This is a genomic window from Paenibacillus lentus (assembly GCF_003931855.1).
Classification (GTDB): domain Bacteria; phylum Bacillota; class Bacilli; order Paenibacillales; family Paenibacillaceae; genus Fontibacillus; species Fontibacillus lentus.
On sequence record NZ_CP034248.1, the window covers coordinates 1,183,523 to 1,209,306 of the forward strand.

Below are 25,784 nucleotides of genomic sequence, written 5' to 3' on the forward strand. Positions count from 1 at the left end.
AAAGCATGCGGGGGGATGGAGACATATCACTAATTTCGCATGATTTCATGCAATAATCCACAGGGGTTTCAGAAACAATCATAAATTTTCATCGGGGGTTTTTCATCTCTCGCATTTTTTCTGATACGCGGAGGGCGACTGACCCTCTAATTTTTTAAATTTATTGTGAAAGTAATTTGCGTTCGAATATCCTACCTTTTCTGCCACCTCATACACCTTCCACCCTTGGCTTAGCAGCTCCTTTGCCTTGCCAATCCGAACTCTGTCGAGATAGGCGTTGAAATATTCCCCCGTGTGGTTTTTGAAAAGCTGACCCAGATAGGAACTGCTGTAATTGAACAGTCCAGCCAGCCTTTCCAACCGCAGATTTTCGGGATGATGTCGCTCAATGAAGTCCAGCAGGCGTTTCATTTCATTGTCTCGGCTAGTATAGTCTGCGCAGTGGGCCAGCCTTTCCATAACAGTGGTTACATAATCGACAAGATCCCGGATAAAGCGCTGACTGTATATACCGGCCAAGAATTGAGCAGGTTCCCCCGGATAGATGGTTTCTGACCAGAGGCGAGGTGGAATTTTCCGCAGTGTTTCATTGGCCAAGTAGAAGAAGTGTTCTCGAATCTCCGTTTCTCCATTCCCGTTAACTGCCATTAGTCTAGCAACCTCGTCGAGCAAGGAATGGACAGCTTCTGCATTTCCGACATCAACCAAATAATAGAGGCGAAAGGCTACCGCTTCATCGTCCAGCAGGGATGTATCCTTAGAATTGGAGGCCGCCCGGCGATAGCTTTCTGGAGTTTCCAAGCTCAGCACCCTTCCTTTATCATAGAAAAAGCTGCGCTTGAGCAGTGAACGGGCAGTGTGAAATGAAGCTGGGATTTCATGCAGCTCCCGTACCGTTTCGCCTGCCGCCACCTCCATCTGGATCCGGATCTCTCCAGATAGCATCTGCAGTTCTCTGTATAGATTGGCCCGGCTTAATTCGCCTTCTAGCGTATTTGCGAGAAGCAGTACCGTATAGGGAGCAAAGTAGAGAACAATGCCCTGACCATCCGCTGCATACGCTGTAATTAGCCGCTCCCGGAAGCTACGGATGCGCTCGTCCTCCTCCGGATGAAGGCCCGAAAAAGCGATCAGCACAATCTGATATTTCGGCCAATCCATATCTAACGATCCAGCAAGTTCATCGATGGAAGCGTTTGCTAAATTAGGTGAGCCAGACAGTAGGGAATACACCGCCCACTCCTGTGATTTTGCCTCCTGCTGCACCCGTTTCTCCAGCCGTTCAGCGGAAATCAGCTCGTGAATTTTCTGGAGCAGAGCTGTCAGCTCCGCTTTGTTAACTGGTTTAAGCAAATAGCCTTCAACACCGTATTCGAGCGCCTGGCGGGCGTACTCGAAATCGGCGTATCCACTTAGCACGATGGCATGTGTGCTCCAACCACGACGGCGCACTTCCTGGAGGAGCTGCAGCCCATCCATGCCAGGCATACGGATATCGACCAGCATCACATCGGGAATCTGCTCCTCACCACTACGAAGCGCCTCATTTCCATTGGCCGCCGTTCCCATGATCTCGTACCCTAATTCCTGCCAAGGTATCAAGGTTTGTAGTCCAAGACGCAGTTTCGGCTCGTCATCAACAATCATTACTGTAAACATCGTTCTCGTTCCCCCTCGGTATGCAAAATGTAATTGTTGTTCCTTCGCCCTCATTACTCTCAATTGAAAGCCCCGAAGCCGTGCCATAGGTAAGCCGCAGGCGATCATGCACGTTGCGGAGCCCAATCCGCCCCTGGGCTTCCTCCGGTTCCTGTTTCTTCAACTGCCTTTGCAGTTCCTCCGTTTTCCATGTGGGGATTCCTGCTCCGTTATCCTGAATCTTGACGTATACTTCGCCTTCCTCGCCAAGCTCCGTACGAATGATAATCAGCGTTGCCCCTTCCTCCTTGTGATCCAATCCATGGATAATCGAGTTTTCTACCAGTGGCTGGATCATTAGCGGCGGAAGTTCCATATTTTCAGTGCCTTGTGCAATTTCCAGTTTATATTGAAGTCTGTCCTCATACCGGAATTTTTGCAGTTCCAAGTAGCAGCGCACCATATTCAATTCCTCGGAAAGACGAATTTTGCCGTTACCAACCTCAAGACTATTACGAATCAGACTGCTAAGCTGCCATACAGCCTCCGCCAAGTCCTCTTCGCCCCGGAGATGCGCCTCCATGCGAATCGATTCCAGCGTATTGAATAAGAAATGGGGATTGATTTGACTCGCCAGCATTTTAAACTTGATCTCATTTTGCTTTTGCTCCAGCAGCCGTTTTTGACGATTGCTTTCTTCGACTTCCAGCATTAGCTGACTAATCCGTTGGACGAGAGCATTAAATTGTCTGGAGAGCTGTCCGATTTCATCTTTGCCGTCTAAGTCAAGGTAAGTATCCCAGAATCCGGAACCTGTGCCTACTCTGGACATATGCTTACTTAATCGCAGCATCCTGCTTGTAATTAGAGATGCCGAGGCATGGACAAGCATTACTGCAATAATCAGACAGCCTATAATAACGAGCGTGGCCAAGCGGATGACTTCGTTCGCATCCCTAACGATATCCGACACTTTAAACGTAGAAATGATGCGCAGCCCATTCCAGCTACTCTCTGGAATCAGACTGGAGATTACGACTTTGGATCGTTCTCCATCCAGATCGACATCGAAGCTCCCATCGCTTTGTGTTAGGACACGATCTTCGCTATGCACTTCCGAAAGGTTCTTCCCGTATAAAACTGGACGATTAGTTGCCACGATGTTATTATGGTCATCCACGATCATCGTAGCGAACGATTCTTGAGAGAGGATGGAATTGAGCAGTGCCGTATTAACGTTAATGACGAGTACACTTTCCTGACCAGGCTCGTTCAAATTGATTTTTCGTACTAGGCTTAAGTATTCCGTCTGATCCCGCTCATCCTCGACCAACCCCCAGCCGACGAGCCCCTTTTTCCCTAGCGCTGTCTTAAACCACTCTTCCTGCTCGATCTGTTCGTCGGGCTGCATAAATTCCCAGTTATTCAGCATAGTCGGGTTGGGCGTATATAGCCGGATGCCCTTAACCTCTTTATACAACCGAATATAATCCCGAATATCAGAATACTGACGGTAGGTCTGAATGACCTCGATATAGCTTTCATAGCTGCGGCTTGCCACGGATTTCATCCGGTTATCGTTGGAGAGCTGATAGGAAATGTCCAGCGGCACCTTGATGACTTCCTCCGTTCGCTTTCGGACTCGTTCTACATTATCCGTAGCCTGTTTAAAGGTATCCGCAATCATAATTTCCCGCAGTTTACTGGTTAGGAAGATTCCGCTGATCAGAAGCGGGACTACAGCGACGGTGATAAAGGTCAAAGACAGCTTTCTTCTAAGCTTTATGTCGTTCAGCAGTTTGATAAAATTCATATATTCAGCCCCCTCTGGTCTCCTGTAGCCCCATAAAAACGCCCCCTTTAATGAAAAGGGTGCAGAAAATAACCGTGAAACGATATTATATTTGTTAGATTATTATATAACAATTTGTGAGTTCTGTTATTTTAATATAAAGATAATATCCTTCTCGATTTCATTCGTCAATGTAATAACATAATTCTACAATCTTTAATATATATTCGCCTTCTATCGGGGGCAGGAGAGTACGGAGGGGACTTAATCTGTTGTGGCGGTGAAGTAAATTTACATTGAAGTTCAGGAGAAAAATGGTAAAATAATTTAAACTTATTTCATTGCATCGATGAGCGGTAAGCTGCTTAAAAGCGGGAGGGGAAGCGGTATGTTTGAGACAGTTGGCGCTGGGGATCGTGTTCTAAATGGCAAGCTGTTTTATGCGGAGGAGGTAGACGGCGACTCGCACTGAAGCGGTAACGATGATCCCGCGCTGCTGAAAAGACAATGAACCGAGCATAACAAGTGTGCTGCGTTACATAATATGGTTATTCCAAATGCGGCAAGCAGCGCCGCTTCATGAGGAGGAATTTCATTGATAGCAGACATCCGGCAAGCCGATGAGGGCTATATTGCACGTTTTGAGCGGCGGCTTAAGCATCCCATCCAAGAAGTGTGGTCTTGGTTGACCGAGAACGACAAGCTGGCCGAATGGTTCCCGGAGCTTCGGATCGACGATATCCGCAAAGGAGGGGCCGTTATATTTGATATGCAGGACGGAACGTTCGAGGAGCTTCAGATTATGGAGCTCAAACCAAAATCCATATTGGAATATGCCTGGGGCGAGGATCTTGTGCGTTTCGAGTTATTTCCTGAAGCCAGCGGGTGCCGTCTTGTCTTCATAGAGAAGATAACTCAGATTACGGATCATACTCCAAAGGATTTGGCCGGCTGGCATGTATGCCTGGACGTGATTCAGAGGCTAATGGACGGACAGAAGGTAGAAGAACGCCATGAGGAATGGAAAATATGGTACGAGAAATATACGCAGATTATTTTGAAATAGGAAGGGCTTGCCCTTCCTTTCTTTTTGTGTATTTAACAACTTTTCGAAAGTTAGTGAGGAACCGTTGTAAGTCTTGCGCTGGTTGAGTATGATGGGGGATCACAAGACTACAACAATTTAAAAAATGAGGAATTTATCTATGGCTGAAAGAAAATACGATCAATCGCTGCGAATTAGAACGGTTGGCATGAGAGAGTGGCGGAACGGAACGGTGCTTTACCATCGTTACGAAGCAACGCCCTACAAGGCATTAGATAGGTTGTTTCAAGTGTATAAGTTGAATAAGTCAGACAAAGTTGTGGATTTTGGGTGCGGACGGGGCCGGGTGTCCTTTTATATTCATCATCGATTCCAAATTCCCGTAACGGGCATTGAGGTTCATGAGAAGACGTATGAAGAGGCTCTTCAAAATAAGGGGAGCTACAGGCAGCAGGCGGGGCATATCAGCGCTCCAATCCGTTTGAAGTATGGGCTTGCGGAGCAGTATGAAGTGAAGGAGACGGATAATACCTTCTATTTTTTCAACCCTTTTTCTATTGAAATCTTTAGAGAGGTTGTCCAGAATATTCTCCGATCTGTCCAGGAAAAGCCGCGCACGGTCGAGATCATCCTTTACTATCCTGTTGCGGCGTATAAACAGTATCTCCAGATGCACACGCCTTTCCAGCTCATCAATAAAGTGACTATCCCTGGAGCAACCCAAAAGAAAGAGAAGTTTTTGATCTATCGTCTTAAAGACAAACCGACGGGCTAAGTTTCTGTTTAGCTCATTAGAAAAGATAGCAAATGACCCGTTAAGGGTCATTTTTGTGTTTCCAAGAGAGAGTACACCGAGAGCGAGCGGCATGTAGGTGACACATTTCACAATTTTTTTTGACGAAACATTCTATCATTAAAAGTAAGCGGCGGCAGCAATTCGCCAGAAGTATGGGGTTAGCTACAGAGAGGAGGACAGCGTATGAAATACTCTATTGGTGAGTTTGCTTCAATGGTAGGCGTGACAACCGATACGTTGAGGCTGTATGAGAGGCATGATATTATCCGTCCGCTGAAGAACAACCAGAACAACTATCGGTTCTTCCATGATTTGGACGTTAGGGATTTGCTGATGAGCAGATTTTATCGCAGCATGCAAATTCCCCTGCACGAGGTCGCTTCCCTTATGAAGGAAGCCTCATCGGATGAAATTATGGATAAGATAGGCGAAGCGCGGTATCAACTGGAGTTGGAGATTAAGAGGAGCACCATGCTCTTGCATAAAATGAATGAGATTCAAGAGGAGCTGGAACAGGCCAAAAAGTCGATGTATCAATGTCAAATTCGGAGATTGCCGGGTAGGTTCCGGATTAAGCAGACGCACAAGAATGACCTGCTGAAGAGGGAGGAATTGAAGTGTGTCGTGCAGGACTGGATGGAGAAGCTGCCCTACACCTACTATTCTTTCAAGATGGAGAATCAAGATCAGGCGATTGGACATGACGTTACGGACTACAGCTGGGGGCTCACCTTACTTGAAGAGGACAGCGTGCGGCTGAACGCAGTCATGAATGACAGTGTCGAGTACCTACCTCCGACAACCTGCGTAAGTGCAGTCATTGTTATCTCTCAGGAGGAATTTATAAGCTGCGATTCTTTTCAGTTCATGCTGGATTACATGGAGGAGCACGGCTATTCCATAGCTGGAGATATTACGGGCAAAATTTTGCTTACTGAGAAAATGGCTGATCATAGCCGAACGTATTTGGAAATCTATATTCCGATTTAGCGGCAAGGATCGGATGCCATTTATCATTGGTGAATATTTTTAAAAATTAGCGGATTCGCCGGACTTTGAGATTTTTTTCACATATTCTTCATTGACCTTGGAGCAGCACCAATGTTTACAGTAAAGTTATATCTTGGTCCCCGAAGTCGGGAGAATGAACAGGATGAATAAGGGGGAGAACAGCAATGCGTCAAAAGACAGTTCACAGCGTAACGATCATTACGCTATGCTTCGTACTGCTGCTAACGATGTTAAGCGGGTGCAGCGGCAATAATGCAGCTAAGCCTGCGGAATCGGAACAGGCAAAACAGGAGCAGGAATCCACTGCACCGTCTGGCTCTTTTAAACCAGGAACGTATACGGCGGAGGCAGACGGAAAGGATGGGAAAATACAGGTTGAGGTTACCTTTGATGAGACTGAGCAAATTACGGACATTCGCATCGTAAGCCAGACGGAAACGGCAGGAATCGGTGATACCGCAATTGAGAGAGTCAAGGAACAGATCATTGCCGGGCAAACCTTGGCAGTTGATGCGGTTAGCGGTGCCACCGAAACGAGCAACGCCCTGCTTGCTGCGGTAGAGAATGCTGTTAAGCAGGCGGGGGCTAATGTGGAAGCCTTCAAGGGAAGAGCGGTTCAAAAGGCCGGAGCTGGTCAGATTGAGAAGCTAACGGCGGATGTTGCCGTAGTGGGTGCTGGGGCTTCCGGGGTATCGGCAGCTGTGTCGGCAGCGGATCAAGGCGCGAAGGTCATCATTATCGAGAAGACGGCCACGATTGGCGGGGCGAGCAATTTATCCTGGGCCGGGAAGTTCTATAACTCCTCAGCGGCCGTGGAGAGCGGGCTGAAGGTTAATGTGGAACAGGAAATTGCCGATTGGATCGTGAACAATCACTGGCGAGTCGATGCCGCAGCGATCCGGCAATATGTAACGAAGTCGGGAGAAACGTATGATTGGCTGGCTGAAAAAGGATACAAAACGACCTTCCTGAACTTCGCCGGGGAACAACTTCATGTTCTGCCACCTTATGAGACGCGTCAGGAGACATTGCGAGCCATGCTGTCCGCATCGGTGGAGAAGCAAGGCGGACAGGTGATCACGGAGACGACCGCCAAGCAGCTCATGACGAATGACAGCGGAGATGTCGTTGGTGTGATCGCCGAGAAAGCGGATGGCACGACGCTGGAAATTAGCGCGAAGAGTGTCATTATGGCGACGGGCGGTTATGCAGCGAATAAGGAAATGGTGAAGGAAAGCTTCGGCTTTGAAGGCGTGAACGGCGGCCTTGGTCAGAACATCGGGGAAGGTTTGAAGATGGCATGGGAAGCGGGCGCGAAGGTACCGGATAATTTCGGTGGACAAATGCTGCACCAGACCTTGGCACGGGCAACGGACAAGCTAAAAACACAGTTCTCGCCTTATGAAGCCAGCTATCCGCTGATGCTCACTTATTTGCCTAACTTTATGAATGTAGGCCCTTCGGGGGCTAGATTCCGGGATGAGGCAGCAACGCTTACGGCGGTGGCTGCAGCTAATACGAGCGCATTCAACGGTGCTTATCACCTCGTCATCGTCTCGAAGTCGCAGCTGGACGCGCTTATGGCCAAAGGGATGAATGGTGTGAACGCGCCGAAACTGCCGGGTATGCCGCCGGAGTTCTACGCTGCATTCCAGGATCAGTTCACGCTGGACAATCCTTGGAACAATGCTGACGAGGTTTTCGAGGCGATGGTAAAGAACGGCGATGGTTATAAAGGGAATACAATAGAGGAATTGGCTCAGAACGCCGGAATGGACAAGGATGTTCTGCTGGATGCGTTCCATAAATATGAGGAAGCAACGAAGACCGGGGTGGATACTGAGTTCGGCAAAGCCAAAGAGTATCTACTGCCAATGGGAGAAGGGCCTTACTACGCAATTATTGCGGAGATCAATAATCTAGGGTCTGTCGGCGGACTGCTCGTTAACACGAAGTTCGAGGTGCTGGACGACAAGCGTGTGCCGATCAAAGGTCTGTATGCGGTAGGCTTGGAGTCGGAGGGCGTGCTATTCAACGATACGTATGTCGGCAACGGAGTAGGTATCGGTTATTCATTCACCTCCGGAAGGCTCGGAGGGGAGAGCGCAGCGACTAGCGCGCTGTCCCAATAGAAATAAAATGAAAGGGAGCTGTGTCTATTGCAGCTCCCTTTTAATCGTTGCCACGCAACTTTTTTGCTGTGGCAAAGTTGGATTTTCTTCAATGATTGAGCTTTCAATAAATATTCCTGAATTCTGACCTGCCTTTTATTAATCGATGATTCATGGCATAGCCCCCTATTATTAGTTAAACGATTCATCGTGTATTTGTTTAAATTGTAATGAGTGTCTATAATTATGTATCTTCGCACGTTTAAATATTGGAGGATTCTGTTATTAAATAGTCTGCCGTTCTATCTGAACGGCAGACCTTTGTCGATAGTTAACTCATTGTGCAATCGTTTGCCTTTTTGCGCATAGAAAATTATTCCGTTTCTTAAGCGCAGCCGTGTTGGATGAAAGGATTTCGCTTAGAAGTGTGTATACAGTGTTTGAAAGTAGACAAATCGTTTGACTGACTAACGACTATTAATGCAATCGTTTGCCCAAAGGGGTGTAAGAGCCTAATATGAAATGTGGCGAGTGTTCTATTATTGTGAGGATATACCTAATTTATCCATATCATATTATTAAAGTATTTTTTGTCAAATATTATTTTATATATTACTCCTGTGATTATGAACTCGACTGAAAGTTAGTGTCTCTGCACGATTCGTTAAGCCTTGTTCCTGGCGGATAACTTAATGAGTTCACTAACGGTGACCAGGCTGTAGCCCTCGGCAATCAGCTCTCTGACAAGAATCTGCACAGCCTCGACTGTTTGTGAGCGGTCGCCGAAGCCGTCGTGGAAGAGCAGCACGCTGCCGGGGGACAAGGTTTCCTTCGTCTTTTCAACAATATGGCGTACACCTGGCTGCTCCCAATCCATTGCTGCCCCGTTCATCGCCCCAATTAGGGTATAGCCCCGACTGGCGACAACCCCCTCAACCTGCTCGTTAATGTCAAAATACGGCGGACGGAAGGTTAGCGGCTTCATGCCAATCGTCTCCTGAATCAGTTTCTCCGTCCGGATGACTTCATCCGCGCATTCCTGCTTGGTGAGCTTTGACAAAAAAGGATGCGTATAAGTATGGTTGCCGATTTCATGCCCTTCGTTATACACGGTCTGTGCAAGTTCGGGATGCTGCTCAATCTGGTTTCCGATCATGTAGAAGGTCGCCTTTGCTGTAGGGCTGGCTTGCCGGAAGATCTCCAGGATTTGCGGGGTATATACAGGGTTGGGTCCGTCATCGAAGGTAAATGCTACTACCTTCTCTTTGATATCGATTTTATGAATTACTGCCGAGTTTGACATGTTGGGGGCCTCCTTGTTCTATATATACGAATGAGTGATATTTATTAATTCTGGATGTTTCTTTTTTATTCCTCCTTTGATAGAATCAGGCTTACTTAAGTATCCTTTCTTTCACCGGTATAAAAGCATTAATGTATGCGCTTTCATAAAGCGTGGCGAATAGAACCAAGGAGGCGGTTTAGCATGCTGAATGTATTGCTGGTAGATGACGAACCCTGGGTGCTTGAAGGGTTGAGGACAATGATAGCTTGGGAAAAATACGGATTTCACGTTTGCGGAGAAGCTTTAAGCGGGAGCGAGGCGTTTCGGATGATAGAAAATCAACGGCCCGAGCTGGTGATTACAGATATCAATATGCCCAATTTAAATGGCCTTGAACTGATCGAACAGTGTAATCGATTGCTTCCGAAGCCGCCTAAATTCGTCGTGCTTAGCGGCTACGATGATTTTACTTATGCTCGATCGGCGATGCGGCAGAAGGTGGCAGAATATTTGCTTAAGCCCGTGGACGATGACGACATGAACACTTTGCTAACCAGGCTGAATGCAAGCATTCAGGAGGATAGGGATTTGGAGCAAAAACGGATGAAGCAGCAGCTGTTTGTCATAAACCATATGATCAATCGTTTCATCCAAGGCGAGTCTGGCGAGCGGTTGAGACAGGAGGCGGCGCAAGCCATGAAGCTTCAGGAGCCGTCCGAGTTGCAGTGTATTCTGCTGGATGTTTTGTCCTCTTCTGCGGATTTGGACGAGTGGGCCAGGGCGTATTTTCCCCCGGACACCGTTCACTCCTTTCAGGATTCCTCAGGCAGAACAGGCTTGCTCATTCATTCGAAATCCTGCCTGGACGGCAGGGTCGGTGAGGCTGCTATAGAGCTGCACAAACAGCTATCCGCCCACGCTGAGCATCCCATCACAGTGGCCGTCAGCGGTAAAGGTCGCGGAATCATTACGATCAGAGAGCTGTATCGGCAAGCTGATGAAGTGCTTAGAGCAAAGCGCAGCCAGGGAAGATGCGGACTGTTCTACTTTTGCGGCGAACGTCAGAGGCAGTCGACGCATGAGGCGCATAAGGAGAAACTCGACCAGCTGTTTAATGCGATAACAGGGGAAGGTCTGATGTCTATTGAGGAATGTGTAAAGGAATTTATCGCTTCGTTTGCTGGTCGTGTGTCCGAAATCGAGGCGGCGAAGTCTCACGTTGTGAATTTGGAATGGATGCTCTGCGAACGCATTTCTGAACTCGGCGGAGATCCGGATAGGCTCATGTCCGAGCTGCAACTAGAGCACGGGGGATTGGGCGAACTGGCGGATTATTGCTTGATCGGGCGATACGTGCAGCAGCTTTGCATGCAGGGAGCATCCAAGTTAAGCGAATTGAAACGGGAGAATGAGAGCAACACCATATTTCATGTCATTCAGTACGTGGATCGGGAGTTTCGCAGCAAGCTGCAGCTTCAGGAGCTGGCTCGGCAGTTTCACATGAATGCAACTTATTTGGGGCAATTATTCAAGAAAAATACGGGGCAATCCTTCAACGCCTATTTGAACGGCAAGCGGATTGAGGAAGCTAAAAAATTGCTAAAGCGAACCCAGATGAAAATTTCCGAGGTTGCTCTGCAGGTCGGTTACCCGAATACGGACTATTTTATAAATAAATTTAAGTTGAGTACGGGAATGCTGCCTTCGGCATACAGGCAGGAGGCTGAAATAAAAGCAGCTGCCGAACCAGGGGGAGTCATAGATGCCTGAGAGACTATCCAAGCTTAGAAGAATCGTGAATGATATTCCGTTAAATTATAAGTTTTTGCTTGTGTTCTTTATTGGCGTCCTACTTCCCATCATCCTCATGAATCTTTTATTTATGAATCGGATGTCTTATTTGATCATGTCAAGGGAGGAGCAAAACCTGGAGATTTCGCTAGAACGGGCCAGGAAGGATATTCACGATTATCTTGATGGGGGCATGGCGGTCAGCCATGCCCTGAGCCGGGATCGGACGCTGTATGAGATGCTGGATCAGGTGTACGAGGATCAGTTGGATTTTTACGTTGCCTTCGATGAGCAGCTTCGTCACCGGGTAACCAGCTACATGCCGGTGAACAACCAAATTCAACGCATCACTATTTTTACGGATAATTCATCCATTGTTAGCGGAGGAAACTATCAGGTGATTAACGAGGAAGTGATGAACAGCGACTGGTATAAGCTGTGGAAAACATCGGATGAGCGCGTGATGGTGGCGGCGTACCAGGCAACGGACAGCAGTGACAAGTCTTATACCTCCCCCTATTTGAGCGTTATTGAGAAGATGGATTATATTGATCATTTCGATAGCTATGAGAAGCTGCTAAGAATCGATATTGATCTGAGTAAAATTTACGATGTGATCGTGCGGGAAAAGGACTATTTGAATCTCTACCTGGTCAATGAGCATAATCAAATTATTATGTCGTCGGATACCGGTTACCAGAGAGGCAGACTGGAGCCGTATCCTGTCTTTGAAATGCCGAGGCAGTATAACGAAGAGGATATACATATGGTTTCGATCGGTACGGCTAAATATGTGAAAGGCTGGCGGCTGATCGGGCTCGCGGAGGGTACGCGAATTACGAAGGCGATGCTCGATATGCGACTGTTCATCGGCATGATGGCTGCCGCTGTAACTTTGACGGCTACGCTGTTTATTTATGTCATGCTGAGATCCTATAACTATCGGGTCAAACGGTTATCCCGGCACATGCAGAAGGTGTCGAATGAGAAATTTGATTTGATTCGAATCGATGAGGGGCGTGACGAAATCGGCGGATTGATTCGCAATTTCAATAGGATGACTACGAAGATCAATTCCCTGATTAATAACGTCTACAAGCTGGAGATCCAGAAGAAAAACCTAGAGATGGAGCGCGTCCGTGCAGAGCTTAATTTTATGCAGAGCCAAATGAACCCCCATTTTCTATTCAACACACTGAACGCTATTTTGGTCGTTTGTACCAAGAACAACTATTCGGACGTGACCGACATTATCAAAAGCTTGTCCAAACTGTTGCGAAGACTGCTCAGCTGGAAGGAAGACGTTGTAACGCTTGAGGAAGAAATAACGTTTATAGAAATGTATTTGAAAATTGAGAAATTCCGCTTCCGAGAAAAATTTGACTATCAATTTAAAATCGAGGAGGAGGCACTTCCGTATAAAATTCCGAAGATGAGCATTCAGCCGCTGGTTGAGAATGCCTGTAAGCATGGCATCCAGATGATCGACGGACTGGGCCTTGTGCGGATTAGCGCCAAAGTAAGGGAAGGGCGCCTGCGTATTGTGATTGCGGATAACGGCAAGGGGATGGAGGCCGCTAAGCTTCGGGAGGTTATTCTCGCTGTGCGGAATGAGAACTCCTCGGGCACGAGTATCGGCATCCGCAATGTGTATCGCCGGCTAGTGCTGTATTATGATGATCAGGTTCGCTTTGATATCGTTAGCCAACCTGGGCTGGGGACGGAGATTAGTTATGAAATCCCGCTGAAGCTTCTTGAACGTATATAGCCAAGGAGGCAGAGGAAATGACGACTTTTAAAGTACTCTTGATTGACGATGAGCCCGCCGCGTTGGAGGGAATGCAGCTGTGGATCGATTGGGAGAGAATCGGATTTACAATATGCGGAATTGGGAGCAATGGAGTAGAAGGGCTGCGAATGATCGAGGAGCTGCAGCCCGATTTGGTCGTTACGGATGTCAACATGCCGCTTATGGATGGGCTAGAAATGATTGCGGTTTGGCAGGCAGAGCATGGCCATAGCGTGCGGTTTGTTATTCTCAGCGGATATAGTGAATTTGAATATGCTCAAAGAGCGCTTCGTTATGGTGTGAACAACTATCTACTGAAGCCGATCATTCCAGAAGAGGCTGAGGAGGAATTGGCCGAGATCTATGAGGAGCTTGTGCAGGAGATGGAGAAGCGGAGCTTCACTCAAATCGCCTCTTATGAGGAGATTGTCTCGCGGATCAAGGATATTCTGCAAGGGCTTCCGTTGGATCAGGCAGCCGCGAGGGTTCTTAACCGAGTATCGCAGCTTCGGGAAATTTGGAATTTCTGCCTTGTCCAGACGGAGGGAGTCTCTTTTGCCGAGCTGCGGGGGAAGGCCGCTGCCTTGCTGTACGAAGAAGAGGCGATGTACTTGATTGATTTAGAGATGAACCGCTTCGGCATCGTATACGGCTATGCTCCGAGCCAGGGATTGGGACTGTTGGAGCAATCTTCCTGCCGAATGATTCAAGAACTGGTGCGGCAATATGCCGGGACACGTGTGTTTATGGCTGTCGGGATCGAATCCGGTACCCTGTTCCAAATCGGAGACAGCTATCGAACGGCGAAGGAAGCGGCGGTTTATAAATTTTATGACTCGGGATATGACCATATCTTACGTTATGAACAGATTTCAAAGCGCCCTTTGAATTATCACTATGATCAACTACAGCTGCTAGAGAGAATCCTTGGGGCGATTACGCTTCTGGATCAGGCCGCCTTCCAGGAGGCGATAGATACGGCTGCCCGCAGCTTTCGCGAGCTATTTGTTGCACCGGAAGTCGTCAAAAAGGTCGTCATTCATATCATGTGCAAAATCATGGAGTATTTGCAGGAGACGAGCGAATCGAAGGCTGAGCTGCTGCTTGAGAAATACGAGCTCCCTGGGCTATCGGACTCTGTATTTATTATGGATGATCTGATGAAGCTGCTTCGAACATGCGGCATGGACGGGATTGAGCTATTAATGATGGAACAATCCAGACAGTCGCAAGGCATCGTGAACGAAATTAATGATTATATTCGCGAGCATTACCACGAGCGTCTTACGCTGAAAAAGCTGGGTGAAATTTTCTATATGCATCCGGCCTATTTGGGACAGCTGCTTCAGAAGAAGAATGGGATTAGCTTTAATGAGCTTCTACATAATTTAAGGATTGAGGAAGCGGTGCATCTGCTTAGCCAAAGTCAGCTGAAGAACAGTGAAATAGCGGAGCTTGTCGGTTACAGTCATTACGGCCAGTTTTTTAAGCAATTCGAAATTCGGATGCGAATGTCGCCTAATGAGTATAAAAACACCATGATCTAATATTTTTAGGGTTAATCCTTTAATTGTGCTATAGTTCGCCGTTATCAGCGCTTCTAAAATAAAGGTAAGATACATGAAAGGGCTTACAAACCTCTTGTGTAGCTAATACCTTTTTATGGAGGTGCTTTTTGTAATGGGGGTTATGTCTAAATCATTGCTTCGGCTGGGCACGATCCTACTGTTGTCGCTCAGCGTCATTCTGGCGGGATGCGGTGGCGGGGATGCCAAATCGAATGGAAACAAAAAGCCGGAACAGACAGCAACCGGGAATAGTGACGGCAAAGTAGAGCCATTTGAAATTAGTATCTTTATCGGGGAAGCTGGTCAACAGCCGACGCCGGACAATAAAGTGTACAAAAAAATTAAAGATGAGCTGGGTGCCACAATGAATTTCGAGTTCCTAGCGGGGGACATTGACCAAAAGCTTGGTGTCATGATCGCCGGATCAGATTATCCAGATATGATGACCGGGAACACGAAGCTGACGGCCGCTGGCGCCTATATACCGTTGGAGGATCTGATCGAGGAGCATGCTCCGAATTTGAAGAAGCATTATGAGGAATATTGGAACATGATGAAAGATCCGAATGATGGGCACATCTATATCCTGCCTAACTACGGGGTATTTAACGGTAAATTGAACAGCAGCTGGTATGCCGGGCCGGCCTTCTGGATTCAAAAGGCGGTGCTAGAGGAATTCGGTTATCCGCAAGTGAAAACACTGGATGAATATTTCGATTTGATCGCGAAGTACAAGGAGAAGTACCCGACGATTGATGGGAGTCCAACGATCGGTTTTGAAATATTGAACTATGACTGGAGAAACTGGGGATTATTAAATGCTCCGCAGCACTTAATCGGTCATCCGAACGATGGCGGAGTTGTTGTGAAAGACGGGGTAGCAGAGTTATTCGCGGATAAGGATTATGCGAAGCAGTATTACAAGAAGCTGAATGAAATAAACAGCTTGGGATTGCTGGATAAAGAAGCTTTTGTACAAAATTATGATCAGTACATGGCGAAGCTGTCCAATGGCACGGTACTCGGAATGTTCGACCAGCACTGGAATTTCCAGACTGCAGAGGACTCGCTGACCACACAAGGGAAGCTGGAAAGAACCTATGTTGGTCTGCCTCTAGTATATGACGAGAATATAAGGGATCATTACCGTGACCGCGCGCCACTGAACTTGAACAACGGGTTTGGAATCAGCGTCAACGCCAAGGACCCTGTTAGAATCCTTAAATTGCTCGATACGCTCATTACGGAAGATTGGCAGAAGATTCTTTCCTGGGGCTTCGAGGGAGAAGATTACATCGTCAACGAAGAAGGCCGTTTTATGAAAACGCAAGAGCAGCGGGATAATTTTACGGATGGCACCTGGAAGCTGGCTAACAAGGCCGACACCTTCTTTAAATTCGCTCCGAAGATTGAGGGCAGCTTCAGCGATGGTAATGCTACCGATGCGGCTGCTCAGCCTGAAGAATATAAGGCAGGCTTCAAAGAATACGACCGGAAGTTCCTGGAGGCTTATGGCTACGACTCTTATGTTGATTTCTTCAGTGAGCCGCCTGAGAATGCTGTATCCTATCCGGCTTGGACCATCGATCTTGTAGAAGGCTCTGAAGCTAAAGTCGTAAATACGAAGCTGAATGATTTGTCGACCAAATATTTGCCTCGGGCGATTCTGGCTAAGCCAAGCGATTTTGAGGCGGTATGGAACGAATATACATCAGAGATCGGTAAGGTCAACGTGAAAGCCTATGAAGACCGAATCAATGAACAAATCAAGTGGAGAATCGACAACTGGAGCAAATAAGGTGTTCTTATCAGAAGTGGAAGCGCTCGCTTCCTGCTTTCTGAAATAGCTTGTGGGGAGAGCAGCTAGTATGGATGAGACCTTATCGAAAAAGAGAGCCGTCCGAAAGCAGAAGAAAAAAACGCCGATGACCTGGTCGCTGATTAAGAGTCAGCAGCAGCTAATATGGATGTCCGTCCCGTTAATGCTATACATTATTCTGTTCGCCTATGTGCCAGTATGGGGCTGGACGATGGCATTCCAAGACTATAAGCCGGCGCGCAGCTTTAGCGAACAGACTTGGGTGGGCTTTAAGCATTTTAAGTTTCTATTTACGGACGATAGCTTCCTCAGAGTACTGCGAAATACGCTTGGGATGAGTATTATCAACCTCATCTTGGGCTTTACGACCGCGATTATTCTGGCATTGCTGCTGAATGAGATCAAGAAGGTGTTATGGAAAAGAACCGTGCAGACGATTTCGTATCTGCCGCATTTCTTATCCTGGATCATCGTGACGGGGATTGTCGCCACTTCCCTGGCTTCGGACGGGATCGTGAACGATATATTGATGCGACTGCATATCATTGACGAACCGATCCTGTGGCTCAGTGAAGGGAAGTATTTCTGGGGTGTCGTTGGCGCCTCGCATGTGTGGAAGGAAGTCGGATGGAATACGATTATATATTTGGCCGCCATGGCATCCATTGACCCTGCGCTCTATGAAGCATCGGAAATTGACGGGGCAAACCGCTATCAGAAGATGCGTCATATCACGATTCCGGGAATCAAAGCAACCATTGTCATCCTGCTGATCATGAGCGTCGGGCACATTTTGGAGGCCGGATTTGAAGTACAATATTTGCTTGGAAATGGGCTTATCGTGGATTGGTCGGAGACTATTGATATATTTGTATTGAAATACGGTTTGGCACAAGGAAACTATTCCTTAGCTACCGCCGGGGGAATCTTTAAAACGGTCGTCAGCGTAACCATGCTGTTCATAGCGAATTGGACAGCCAAGCGACTAGGGGAAGAGAGGCTGATATAAGTATGAGAAATCAACAGATCAGCCCGCAGCGCATGACAGGTGTACCTAGAAGGAAAGGCTTTGGATTGGGGCGAGTTGAGCCGATTTTATTTAATACCTTCAATACGATTTTTATGATTTGTCTCGTCATCGTGACCTTATATCCCTTCCTGAATACGATTGTGGTTTCGCTTAATGCGGGGAATGATACGATTCGAGGCGGAATCTACTTATGGCCTAGGGAATGGACGTTGCAGAACTATAAGGCGGTATTTGCTTCGGGGACGATTTATAATGCATTTTGGGTATCGGTAGCAAGAACCGTACTATCGACGCTGCTCAATATATTTCTGACAACGATGCTGTCTTATACGCTGAGTCGACGGGAGTACGTTTTTCGCAAGCCGATTACGCTGGTATTTATTCTTACGATGTATTTTAGCGCTGGACTTATTCCCGGATACTTCCTCATCAAAGAGCTGCACTTGCTAAACAGCTTCTGGGTATATATCCTCCCGTCGATGATCAGTGCGTTCAACATGATCGTGATTCGCACCTACATCGGGACGATTCCAGAGAGCTTGATCGAATCGGCAAGGATTGACGGGGCTGGCGATTTTAAAATCTTTATTCGAATTATTTTTCCGTTGTGTAAGCCTGTGCTAGCGACCATTGCCCTCTTCGTAGCGGTGGGTGCTTGGAACTCTTGGTTTGACGCATTTATTTACACCTCTTCCAAGCAAGAGCTGAGTACGCTGCAATATGAGTTGATGAAGCTGCTGTCCTCTAGCATGAACTCCAATAACAACCCTAACGTGGCAGCAGGGGCAGGAATGACACAGGACACGGCGAAATCTTTGGTCACTCCTTTGTCGATTCGTGCTGCGGTGACCGTCGTGGCATCCGTGCCAATACTGGTGGTGTATCCGTTTATGCAGAAGTACTTTGTCGTCGGATTGAACGTAGGAAGTGTAAAGGAGTAGGCTAGCGGAACAAGGAATAGATGACCTGGATCGGACCAGTCAGGAGGAATTTTAAATTGGATAAGAGGCGTACGCGCGCGGAGGCAGCGCTGAAGGATGTTTTTGCAGATGATTTTTGGATTGGAGCTGCTGTGAACCCCCTGACCATACGGACGCAGGAGGAACTGCTTACCTATCATTTCAATAGCCTTACGGCTGAGAATGAAATGAAGTTCGCCAGCTTGCAGCCGGAAGAGGGAGCGTATTCATTCGATGCAGCGGACCAGTTGGTGGCATTCGCCCGAAGGCACGGTATGGCGATGCGGGGGCATACCTTGGTATGGCATAACCAGTCTACGGGCTGGCTGTTTGAAGACGGAGATGGCAATCCGGTGGATAAAGTAACCTTGCTCGGAAGGATTAAGTCGCATATCCATACGGTTGTAGGGCGGTATAAAGATGATATTTATGCTTGGGATGTCGTCAATGAGGTCATTGCGGATGAGGGTGATTGTCTGCTGCGGCGCTCAAAATGGCTGGATATCGTTGGCCCGGACTTTATTGCTCGGACGTTTGAATATGCGCATGAAGCTGATCCGAATGCATTACTCTTCTATAACGATTACAACGAGTCGCATCCTGGAAAACGGGATAAAATCTATACTCTAGTGAAGTTGCTGCTGGAGCAGGGCGTGCCGATTCATGGCATTGGCCTTCAAGCCCATTGGAATCTGTTCGACCCCTCCCTGGATGACATTCGTGCGGCAATAGAGAAGTACGCTTCTCTTGGCTTACAACTGCAGCTTACGGAGCTGGATGTATCGATGTTCCGCTTTGATGATAAGCGTACGGACTTAGCAGATCCCACGGAAGAAATGCTTGAGCAGCAGGCAGAACGCTACGGAGCTATCTTCAAACTGCTGCAGGAATATCGTGGGGTAATTAGCTCGGTCACCTTCTGGGGAGCGGCGGATGATTATACTTGGCTAGACGATTTTCCGGTACGCGGACGTAAAAACTGGCCATTTCTGTTTGATGGGCAGCATCATCCCAAACCAGCCTTCGACCGGGTTGTCGAGCTTGCTTCCAAGTGATTTTATGCTAGGGATGAACTAACATCATTGTAACTGATCAGCTGGATCGAAAAGGTAAATTAGAAAAGGGGCGTCTCCTGGTCATTTTGATGACTGCTGTGAGATGGCCCCTTTTTGCTGTATCGCCGATGACATTAAATCCAAGGCGTAATTAGGATTAGGAGCAGTAAGCACTATAAAGTGCTATAGATTGTACTATAGGCACTTTTGAGCTCTTTGAGCTCCTATGGGGTGTGCTTATGAAATGGAGTACCCAGGCATTACGATTGTATTGGCAGCACGTGCATGATATCGTGAAAGTGGAATGAACATTTTGCGGAGGTGGCATATGAGAGTACTATTTATTGGCGGAACGGGAACGATCAGCTCGGCAATTACGAAGCAATTGGCGGAAGCAGGCTGCGAGCTTTATTTATTGAATCGGGGTACAAGAAATAGCGGCTTGCCGGCCGGAGTTAGCGTCCTGCAAGCGGACATCAATGATGAAGATAAAGTGTCCAGGCTGCTTGAAAATATGACCTTTGATGTCGTTGCCGATTTTATCGCCTTCCATCCGGAACAGTTAGAGAGAGATTACCGGCTGTTCAGTGGGAAAACAAAGCAGTTTATGTTCATCAGTTCAGCTTCTGCATACCAGACTCCTTTATCCGATTATAGAGTTACCGAGGGTACGCCATTATCTAACCCTTATTGGGAATATTCCAGAAACAAAATCGCTTGTGAGGAATATCTGATGAAGCAGTACCGGGAGCACGGGTTCCCGATTACGATTGTAAGGCCAAGCCACACGTACTCCGAGCGATCTATACCTCTGGGCGTGCATGGCAGTAAGGGAAGCTGGCAGGTGGCTAAGCGGATGCTGGAGAACAGGCCTGTCATCATCCATGGCGATGGCACCTCCCTGTGGACAATGACGCATAATAGCGATTTTGCTAAGGGCTTCATCGGCTTGATGGGCAACATTCATGCGATCGGCGAGTCCGTCCATATTACGTCCGATGAGACGGTGACCTGGAATCAAATCTATGAAATAATTGCGGATGCTTTGGGCGTGAAGCTGAATGCCGTGCATGTGTCCTCCGAGTTTTTGGCGGCTTGCGGCTCGGATGATTTGCGGGGTGGCCTACTGGGGGACAAAGCGAACTCGGTTGTGTTCGACAACTCCAAGCTGAAGCGGCTTGTTCCGGAGTTTGTTGCTACCACTCGGCTTGATCAAGGGATAAAGCAAACCGTCAAGCATATACTCGCACATCCCGAGCTCCAGGTCGAGGATCCAGAATTTGATGCATGGTGCGATAAGGTGATCGGTGCGTTGGAAAACGCGGCGAAGGCAGTGATGGAGCAATAGCGTAAAAGTGCAATAGAGCAAAAGCCTGCAACAGGTAAGCCCCCAAGCGGAAGGACCAATCTTCTACCTGGGGGCTTTCAGCATGTGGATCAGTTTTTTAACAGCAAATATACAAAGCAGGGGTGCCGATTAAGGCGGCCATGATGCCCGCCGGAATGCCGTCTTCAATAACTCCTTTAATATTGATAATGATTCTCAATTTCAGTATAATTACTATAAATTGGCTTGTTAACGTTGCTAGCCGTTATCAGGTCTTTATTTTTGGGGTGAGGAGTGAGTGGATGTGGTGGAGCAAAGGCAGGAAATATTTGATGTAACTATAATTGGCGGGGGGCCTGCAGGGCTTTACTCCGCTTTTTACAGCGGGCTTAGGGAGATGAAAACCAAGCTTATAGAATACCAGCCGCGGTTGGGCGGGAAGATACATGTCTATCCCGAGAAGATGATCTGGGATGTCGGAGGTCTAACGCCGATTTCGGGCGAGAAGTTAATTGAACAGCTCGTAGAACAGGGGCTAACCTTTGACCCAGAGATCGTGTTAAATGAAAAGGTCGAGTCGATTTCCCGTGATGAAGCAGGGATTTTCGTATTGCGGGCTGCCACAGGGCAGAAACACTATTCCAAGACAGTAATTGTCGCTGTAGGCGGCGGTATCTTGAATCCTCAAAAGCTAGAGATTGAAGGTGCAGAACGATTTGAAGTATCCAACCTAAATTATACGGTAAAATCACTCCAGCGCTTTAAGGGCAAGACCGTGATTATTTCCGGCGGCGGCAACTCCGCAATTGATTGGGCGAATGAATTGGAGCCGATTGCAGAGCAGGTCTACCTGACTTATCGAAAAGAAGCGTTGTCCGGGCATGAAGCGCAAGCGACCCAGCTTATGAACAGCTCGGCTATTTGCTACTTCAATACGTCGATTACGAAGCTCATTGCTGGAGAGAACCAAGAAACGATTGATCGTGTTGAACTGACGAATCATGAGACGGGAGAGGTTACTCGCTTGGCTATTGATGAAGTGATTATCAATCACGGCTATGAACGCGACACGACCTTGCTTGAGAATAGCGAATTAAAAATTGATATTGCGGATAATTATTATATTGCCGGCAGCGCTGGGAGCGAGTCTTCCATAGAGGGGCTGTATGCCGCGGGGGACATATTGAAGCATGACGGGAAATTGCATCTTATTGCAGGTGCTTTCCAGGATGCGGCCAATGCGGTAAATCGGGCGAAGCAATATATCCAGCCGGACGCTCATAAGAGCGGGATGGTATCCTCCCATAACGAAGTGTTTAAGGAGCGCAATCGTGAACTGATCAGGCAAATGATTAAGTAGCAGGGGCGACCTAAGAATGATAGTAAAGCCAGGTGAACACTTTGATCAAGTCACAGTAATGGCATAGAAGTATGCTCCCAAAAATGGGCCATACCCCTAAATATAAAAGGACTACCCGATAGCGGTACAAGCTGCTTTTCAGGTAGTCCTCTTCGTTGTTTGTGATGGGTTTGACTTATTTAAAGGCTCAGGTTTAAGCCTACTTCGAAACTGTTTCTAGGGCAACTTCGATCATGTCGTTGAACGTCGTTTGTCTTTCTTGAGCGGTTGTTTGCTCTCCAGTCAGGATATGATCGCTTACCGTGAGAAGACTTAAGCCTTTGACGCCGAACTTGTTGGCTAGGAAGTACAGTGCTGCTGTTTCCATCTCTACGGCCAATACGCCGTGTTTGCCGAGCTTGCTGAATTCATCACTGCTGTCCGTGTAGAACAGGTCGGAAGAGAGGACGTTACCGACACGCAGATTCAGCCCTTTGCTGACACCGATTTCAAAAGCAGTCTTAATGGAGTCAAAATTCCCGATTTGCGGGAAGTCGTATCCAGGGAACTGGTTACGAATGATCGCGGAGTTAGTCGCTGCCGCTTGAGCGACAATGACATCACGGATTTTGACGTCGTGCTGAATAGCGCCGCATGTTCCGATACGCACGAGATGCTTGGCGCCGTAGTCGTTAATCAATTCATGGATGTAGATGGAGGCGGAAGGCATTCCCATGCCAGTCCCTTGAATCGATACGCGTTTGCCCTTGTAAGTACCTGTAAAACCAAGCATACCACGCACCTGGTTGTAGCATACGGCATCCTCTAAGAACGTCTCGGCAATATATTTTGCGCGCAGCGGATCGCCGGGCAGCAAAACGGATTCAGCAACTTCGCCAACTTTAGCTTCAATGTGAAAGCTCATGTAAAATCCCTCCAGCATAGTTATATTGTGCCTTTTGAAACATTACACGAAAAGCATAGCACAATGCAAGCTGTATGGACTGTTAAGGGGTTAACCCCATTTTTGTGAATTGGTTAACAAAATAATCGTTACGCCGTTAACGGAATTAAAACGCTATCATTTGATATATTGAAGGCATCAGGCACGCTTAATTGTTATACCACTTGCGAAGCGTAGGGAACTCTTCCGTCTCATGACAAATAGATTCTAACAGTTTCATATCAAGGAGGTATAGGTACTTGCCGCGAATATCGATGAGTCCTTCGGCTTGAAAGTCGCCTAGCGTCTTGGAAATGGACTCTCTGGTAATTCCGATCATATTGGCCAGCAAGGATTGGTTAATTCTCAGATCAATTTTGTAAACGCTATCACGACTCGTGCCAAAGTTATAATAAAGATCCATGATTAGGTTAGCGACTTTACCGCGAACGTCATAGAAGGTTAGATATCGAATCATGCGATTGAGCATCCGGGTGCGTTCGACGAGAATTTTGTAGGCGTTTTTAAGGACAATGGGATATTTATCGACGATATGCAGAAAGTCTTGGCTGGAAATTTGCCAGACAGAGACATTTTCGAGCGCCTCGATCGATGAAATTCGATGGTAGCTGTTCGATAGTGATTCGAGCTCGCCGATGATGTCACCGGGCATAGTAATGCTTAGAACCACTTCTTTGCCTTCATACATGCGATAAATTTTAACCATGCCTGAGCGAAGCAGGTAAATCTCATCACTCTCGTCATTCTCAAACATAAGAATATGGTTCTTCTTGAATTGCCGTTCCTTGAGAAATGGGACAATATATTGTAAATCCTCTTCAGGAAGCCCCGAGAAAATGTGAATGTCTGAGAGGTTATCGATCATGAATTCTACGTCCTTTCAGTTACGTGATGTGAACAACTGTTGGTCATGAGATTGTAAGTCAGCCCTACCGTTTATTGTAACATGATTTAAGCAAAACATAGCATGGTAGCTTTTTGTTATGCAGAAGCGAGGTTATGGGACGAAATACGAACGGGTATACTTCATTTTCTTGGACGGTGTAGGGGGTGGAACTTGCTGACAATAATAGATTTTATCTCTGTTGGTAAAAATTATGATATATTTACAGGACAAGGAATAAAGGGCTCCATCCCAACAAAGAATAATTTAGATGGTATTGAAATAGCGACCCGGCTGTTGCGGCGTCCGGCGATTACGTTAGCCGGTTACTTCGCGGTAAATAAGTTGGTGTTGGGGGATAGTTTCTTGGGTAGTTAGGCAGTCATGCAACAGTAGCCAAGCAGCTTCTAGCGAGCTTCTTACCGGCTGCGGAGCAATTATCAAAGTAAAATCCAAAGACAAATGAACATTAGGGAGGAACATCAAATGAAAAAGACAATGAAAACTGTATTACCTCTTCTGCTGGTATTTATGCTGGTTCTCACGGCATGTGGACAGAAGGGGACGAATCAGAATGCCGGGAATGCGAATACGCCTGCTGGCGACGGTAATCAGCAAGAGATCAAGAAGCTTAAAGTAGGTATGGTGACTGACCTTGGAAGTGTCAATGATAAATCTTTCAACCAAAGTGCATGGGAAGCACTTCAACAATTGAAGAAGGACTATGGTTTTGAAGTAAAATACCTGGAGCCGAAAACCGACGCTGATGTTGTGCCGAACCTGAATCAATTCGTCAAAGCGAATTACGACCTGACATGGGCCACCGCATATACATTGGCGGATGCCGTAACTCAGCTGGCTAATGAGAATCCGGATTCGATGTTTGGGATTGTGGATTCCGACCTGACTTTGCCTAACGTGGCGTCGGTATCCTTCAAAGAGCAGGAAGGTTCATTCCTGGTAGGGGTTATCGCCGGTCTTACTACCAAGACGAACAAAATCGGATTTGTTGGCGGCATGGAAATTCCGGTTATTAAGCGCTTCGAAGTCGGTTTCCGCGAGGGGATTAAAGCGGTTAATCCAGATGCCAAGTTGACCGTTAACTATACAGGCTTATTCAACCGGGTGGATATGGGGAAATCAGCAGCTTCCACAATCTATAACGATGGTGCGGATATTATTTTCCACGCAGCGGGTTTGACGGGTAATGGTGTATTTAATGAAGCGAAGGAGCGTAACAGTAAGGGTGGAAAAGTGTGGGTGATCGGGGTCGATAAAGACCAATCCTTGATCTTCGGCGATGATGTAACATTGACTTCTATGGTGAAAAAAGTAGACGAAGCCGTTTATCAAATTTCCAAGAGCTTAGCGGAAGGTAACTTCCCGGCAGGTCAAGTGACGCTGATGGGTCTGAAGGAGAATGGCGTCGATATTGCTCCAACCTCCGATAAGAATGTAGATCCTGAAGTGCTGGCTAAAGTCGAAGAGTATCGTCAAAAGATTATTAACGGTGAAATTGTTGTACCTGTAGAATAATAAAATTCGTCCCCTGTCGCCTTGGTGTGACAGGGGACGGAAACTT

At 47.2% G+C, this 25,784-nt stretch carries 20 protein-coding genes; 15 read left to right on the forward strand and 5 right to left on the reverse strand.

Features of this window, described 5'->3' with window-relative positions; translation table 11 throughout:
• Window positions 1-102: 102 nt before the first annotated feature.
• The gene (locus EIM92_RS05415; protein ID WP_164515039.1) at window positions 103-1,659 is read right to left on the reverse strand and encodes a response regulator transcription factor; all 1,557 of its coding nucleotides are present in this window, start codon (window positions 1,657-1,659) and stop codon (window positions 103-105) included.
• The gene (locus EIM92_RS05420) at window positions 1,637-3,451 is read right to left on the reverse strand and encodes a sensor histidine kinase (protein WP_125081812.1); all 1,815 of its coding nucleotides are present in this window, start codon (window positions 3,449-3,451) and stop codon (window positions 1,637-1,639) included. Before EIM92_RS05420 ends, EIM92_RS05415 begins: the two co-directional genes overlap by 23 nt.
• Before the next feature lie 574 nt (window positions 3,452-4,025).
• Here EIM92_RS05420 and EIM92_RS05425 point away from each other — a divergent pair.
• The 4 genes from EIM92_RS05425 (at window position 4,026) to EIM92_RS05440 (ending at window position 8,414) form a co-directional block, all read left to right on the forward strand.
• Window positions 4,026-4,496, forward strand: coding sequence for an SRPBCC family protein (locus EIM92_RS05425; RefSeq protein WP_125081813.1), 471 nt, complete (start codon window positions 4,026-4,028; stop codon window positions 4,494-4,496).
• Between the two features lie 139 nt (window positions 4,497-4,635).
• Complete coding sequence (locus EIM92_RS05430) at window positions 4,636-5,250, forward strand: class I SAM-dependent methyltransferase (RefSeq protein WP_125081814.1); 615 nt, start codon at window positions 4,636-4,638, stop codon at window positions 5,248-5,250.
• A gap of 204 nt (window positions 5,251-5,454) precedes the next feature.
• Window positions 5,455-6,261 carry a MerR family transcriptional regulator gene (locus tag EIM92_RS05435; protein ID WP_125081815.1) on the forward strand — a complete coding sequence of 269 codons (807 nt, stop codon included), beginning with the start codon at window positions 5,455-5,457 and terminating at the stop codon, window positions 6,259-6,261.
• Between the two features lie 185 nt (window positions 6,262-6,446).
• Entirely contained in the window at window positions 6,447-8,414 is a 1,968-nt protein-coding gene (locus EIM92_RS05440) for an FAD-dependent oxidoreductase (RefSeq protein ID WP_125081816.1), read from the forward strand.
• 643 nt (window positions 8,415-9,057) lie between these two features.
• Here the strand turns inward: EIM92_RS05440 and EIM92_RS05445 are convergent.
• Entirely contained in the window at window positions 9,058-9,696 is a 639-nt protein-coding gene (locus EIM92_RS05445; RefSeq protein ID WP_125081817.1) for a polysaccharide deacetylase family protein, read from the reverse strand.
• A 183-nt stretch (window positions 9,697-9,879) separates the two neighbouring features.
• Between EIM92_RS05445 and EIM92_RS05450 the strand changes: the two genes are divergently transcribed.
• From EIM92_RS05450 to EIM92_RS05490, 9 genes are all read left to right on the forward strand, one after another.
• Window positions 9,880-11,448 carry a response regulator gene (locus tag EIM92_RS05450; RefSeq protein ID WP_125081818.1) on the forward strand — a complete coding sequence of 523 codons (1,569 nt, stop codon included), beginning with the start codon at window positions 9,880-9,882 and terminating at the stop codon, window positions 11,446-11,448.
• Entirely contained in the window at window positions 11,441-13,237 is a 1,797-nt protein-coding gene (locus EIM92_RS05455) for a sensor histidine kinase (RefSeq protein WP_125081819.1), read from the forward strand. Before EIM92_RS05450 ends, EIM92_RS05455 begins: the two co-directional genes overlap by 8 nt.
• A gap of 17 nt (window positions 13,238-13,254) precedes the next feature.
• Window positions 13,255-14,805 (forward strand): response regulator transcription factor, encoded by a 1,551-nt coding sequence (locus tag EIM92_RS05460; RefSeq protein ID WP_125081820.1) that lies wholly within the window; start codon window positions 13,255-13,257, stop codon window positions 14,803-14,805.
• A 133-nt stretch (window positions 14,806-14,938) separates the two neighbouring features.
• Window positions 14,939-16,624, forward strand: coding sequence for an extracellular solute-binding protein (locus tag EIM92_RS05465; protein WP_125081821.1), 1,686 nt, complete (start codon window positions 14,939-14,941; stop codon window positions 16,622-16,624).
• A gap of 70 nt (window positions 16,625-16,694) precedes the next feature.
• Window positions 16,695-17,654: an ABC transporter permease gene (locus tag EIM92_RS05470; RefSeq protein ID WP_125081822.1), complete on the forward strand. Its 960-nt coding sequence runs from the start codon at window positions 16,695-16,697 to the stop codon at window positions 17,652-17,654.
• A gap of 2 nt (window positions 17,655-17,656) precedes the next feature.
• Window positions 17,657-18,616, forward strand: coding sequence for a carbohydrate ABC transporter permease (locus tag EIM92_RS05475; RefSeq protein WP_425464173.1), 960 nt, complete (start codon window positions 17,657-17,659; stop codon window positions 18,614-18,616).
• 56 nt (window positions 18,617-18,672) lie between these two features.
• Window positions 18,673-19,689 carry an endo-1,4-beta-xylanase gene (locus tag EIM92_RS05480; RefSeq protein ID WP_246021205.1) on the forward strand — a complete coding sequence of 339 codons (1,017 nt, stop codon included), beginning with the start codon at window positions 18,673-18,675 and terminating at the stop codon, window positions 19,687-19,689.
• Window positions 19,690-20,017: 328 nt separating this feature from the next.
• Entirely contained in the window at window positions 20,018-21,037 is a 1,020-nt protein-coding gene (locus EIM92_RS05485) for an SDR family oxidoreductase (RefSeq protein WP_125081824.1), read from the forward strand.
• A gap of 283 nt (window positions 21,038-21,320) precedes the next feature.
• Window positions 21,321-22,376, forward strand: coding sequence for an NAD(P)/FAD-dependent oxidoreductase (locus tag EIM92_RS05490; protein WP_125081825.1), 1,056 nt, complete (start codon window positions 21,321-21,323; stop codon window positions 22,374-22,376).
• A 199-nt stretch (window positions 22,377-22,575) separates the two neighbouring features.
• On the opposite strand, the gene deoD is transcribed toward EIM92_RS05490, so the two are convergent.
• Entirely contained in the window at window positions 22,576-23,280 is a 705-nt protein-coding gene (gene deoD, locus EIM92_RS05495; protein ID WP_125081826.1) for a purine-nucleoside phosphorylase, read from the reverse strand.
• 187 nt (window positions 23,281-23,467) lie between these two features.
• Window positions 23,468-24,184 (reverse strand): Crp/Fnr family transcriptional regulator, encoded by a 717-nt coding sequence (locus EIM92_RS05500; protein ID WP_125081827.1) that lies wholly within the window; start codon window positions 24,182-24,184, stop codon window positions 23,468-23,470.
• Between the two features lie 192 nt (window positions 24,185-24,376).
• Here EIM92_RS05500 and EIM92_RS05505 point away from each other — a divergent pair, with 192 nt between their 5' ends.
• The gene (locus EIM92_RS05505) at window positions 24,377-24,580 is read left to right on the forward strand and encodes a hypothetical protein (RefSeq protein WP_125081828.1); all 204 of its coding nucleotides are present in this window, start codon (window positions 24,377-24,379) and stop codon (window positions 24,578-24,580) included.
• Between the two features lie 108 nt (window positions 24,581-24,688).
• Window positions 24,689-25,738, forward strand: a complete 1,050-nt coding sequence (locus EIM92_RS05510; RefSeq protein WP_125081829.1) for a BMP family ABC transporter substrate-binding protein — start codon at window positions 24,689-24,691, stop codon at window positions 25,736-25,738.
• Window positions 25,739-25,784: the final 46 nt, after the last annotated feature.

What these genes read in the sequence shown, in the direction of transcription:
- EIM92_RS05420 (WP_125081812.1), bottom strand. Translation starts at nt 3,451, where the DNA reads ATGAATTTTATCAAACTGCTGAACGACATAAAGCTTAGAAGAAAGCTG.
- EIM92_RS05460 (WP_125081820.1), top strand. Translation starts at nt 13,255, where the DNA reads ATGACGACTTTTAAAGTACTCTTGATTGACGATGAGCCCGCCGCGTTG.
- EIM92_RS05465 (WP_125081821.1), top strand. Translation starts at nt 14,939, where the DNA reads ATGGGGGTTATGTCTAAATCATTGCTTCGGCTGGGCACGATCCTACTG.
- EIM92_RS05455 (WP_125081819.1), top strand. Translation starts at nt 11,441, where the DNA reads ATGCCTGAGAGACTATCCAAGCTTAGAAGAATCGTGAATGATATTCCG.
- EIM92_RS05470 (WP_125081822.1), top strand. Translation starts at nt 16,695, where the DNA reads ATGGATGAGACCTTATCGAAAAAGAGAGCCGTCCGAAAGCAGAAGAAA.
- EIM92_RS05450 (WP_125081818.1), top strand. Translation starts at nt 9,880, where the DNA reads ATGCTGAATGTATTGCTGGTAGATGACGAACCCTGGGTGCTTGAAGGG.
- EIM92_RS05510 (WP_125081829.1), top strand. Translation starts at nt 24,689, where the DNA reads ATGAAAAAGACAATGAAAACTGTATTACCTCTTCTGCTGGTATTTATG.
- EIM92_RS05430 (WP_125081814.1), top strand. Translation starts at nt 4,636, where the DNA reads ATGGCTGAAAGAAAATACGATCAATCGCTGCGAATTAGAACGGTTGGC.
- deoD (WP_125081826.1), bottom strand. Translation starts at nt 23,280, where the DNA reads ATGAGCTTTCACATTGAAGCTAAAGTTGGCGAAGTTGCTGAATCCGTT.
- EIM92_RS05485 (WP_125081824.1), top strand. Translation starts at nt 20,018, where the DNA reads ATGAGAGTACTATTTATTGGCGGAACGGGAACGATCAGCTCGGCAATT.
- EIM92_RS05435 (WP_125081815.1), top strand. Translation starts at nt 5,455, where the DNA reads ATGAAATACTCTATTGGTGAGTTTGCTTCAATGGTAGGCGTGACAACC.
- EIM92_RS05500 (WP_125081827.1), bottom strand. Translation starts at nt 24,184, where the DNA reads ATGATCGATAACCTCTCAGACATTCACATTTTCTCGGGGCTTCCTGAA.
- EIM92_RS05445 (WP_125081817.1), bottom strand. Translation starts at nt 9,696, where the DNA reads ATGTCAAACTCGGCAGTAATTCATAAAATCGATATCAAAGAGAAGGTA.
- EIM92_RS05415 (WP_164515039.1), bottom strand. Translation starts at nt 1,659, where the DNA reads ATGTTTACAGTAATGATTGTTGATGACGAGCCGAAACTGCGTCTTGGA.
- EIM92_RS05475 (WP_425464173.1), top strand. Translation starts at nt 17,657, where the DNA reads ATGAGAAATCAACAGATCAGCCCGCAGCGCATGACAGGTGTACCTAGA.
- EIM92_RS05440 (WP_125081816.1), top strand. Translation starts at nt 6,447, where the DNA reads ATGCGTCAAAAGACAGTTCACAGCGTAACGATCATTACGCTATGCTTC.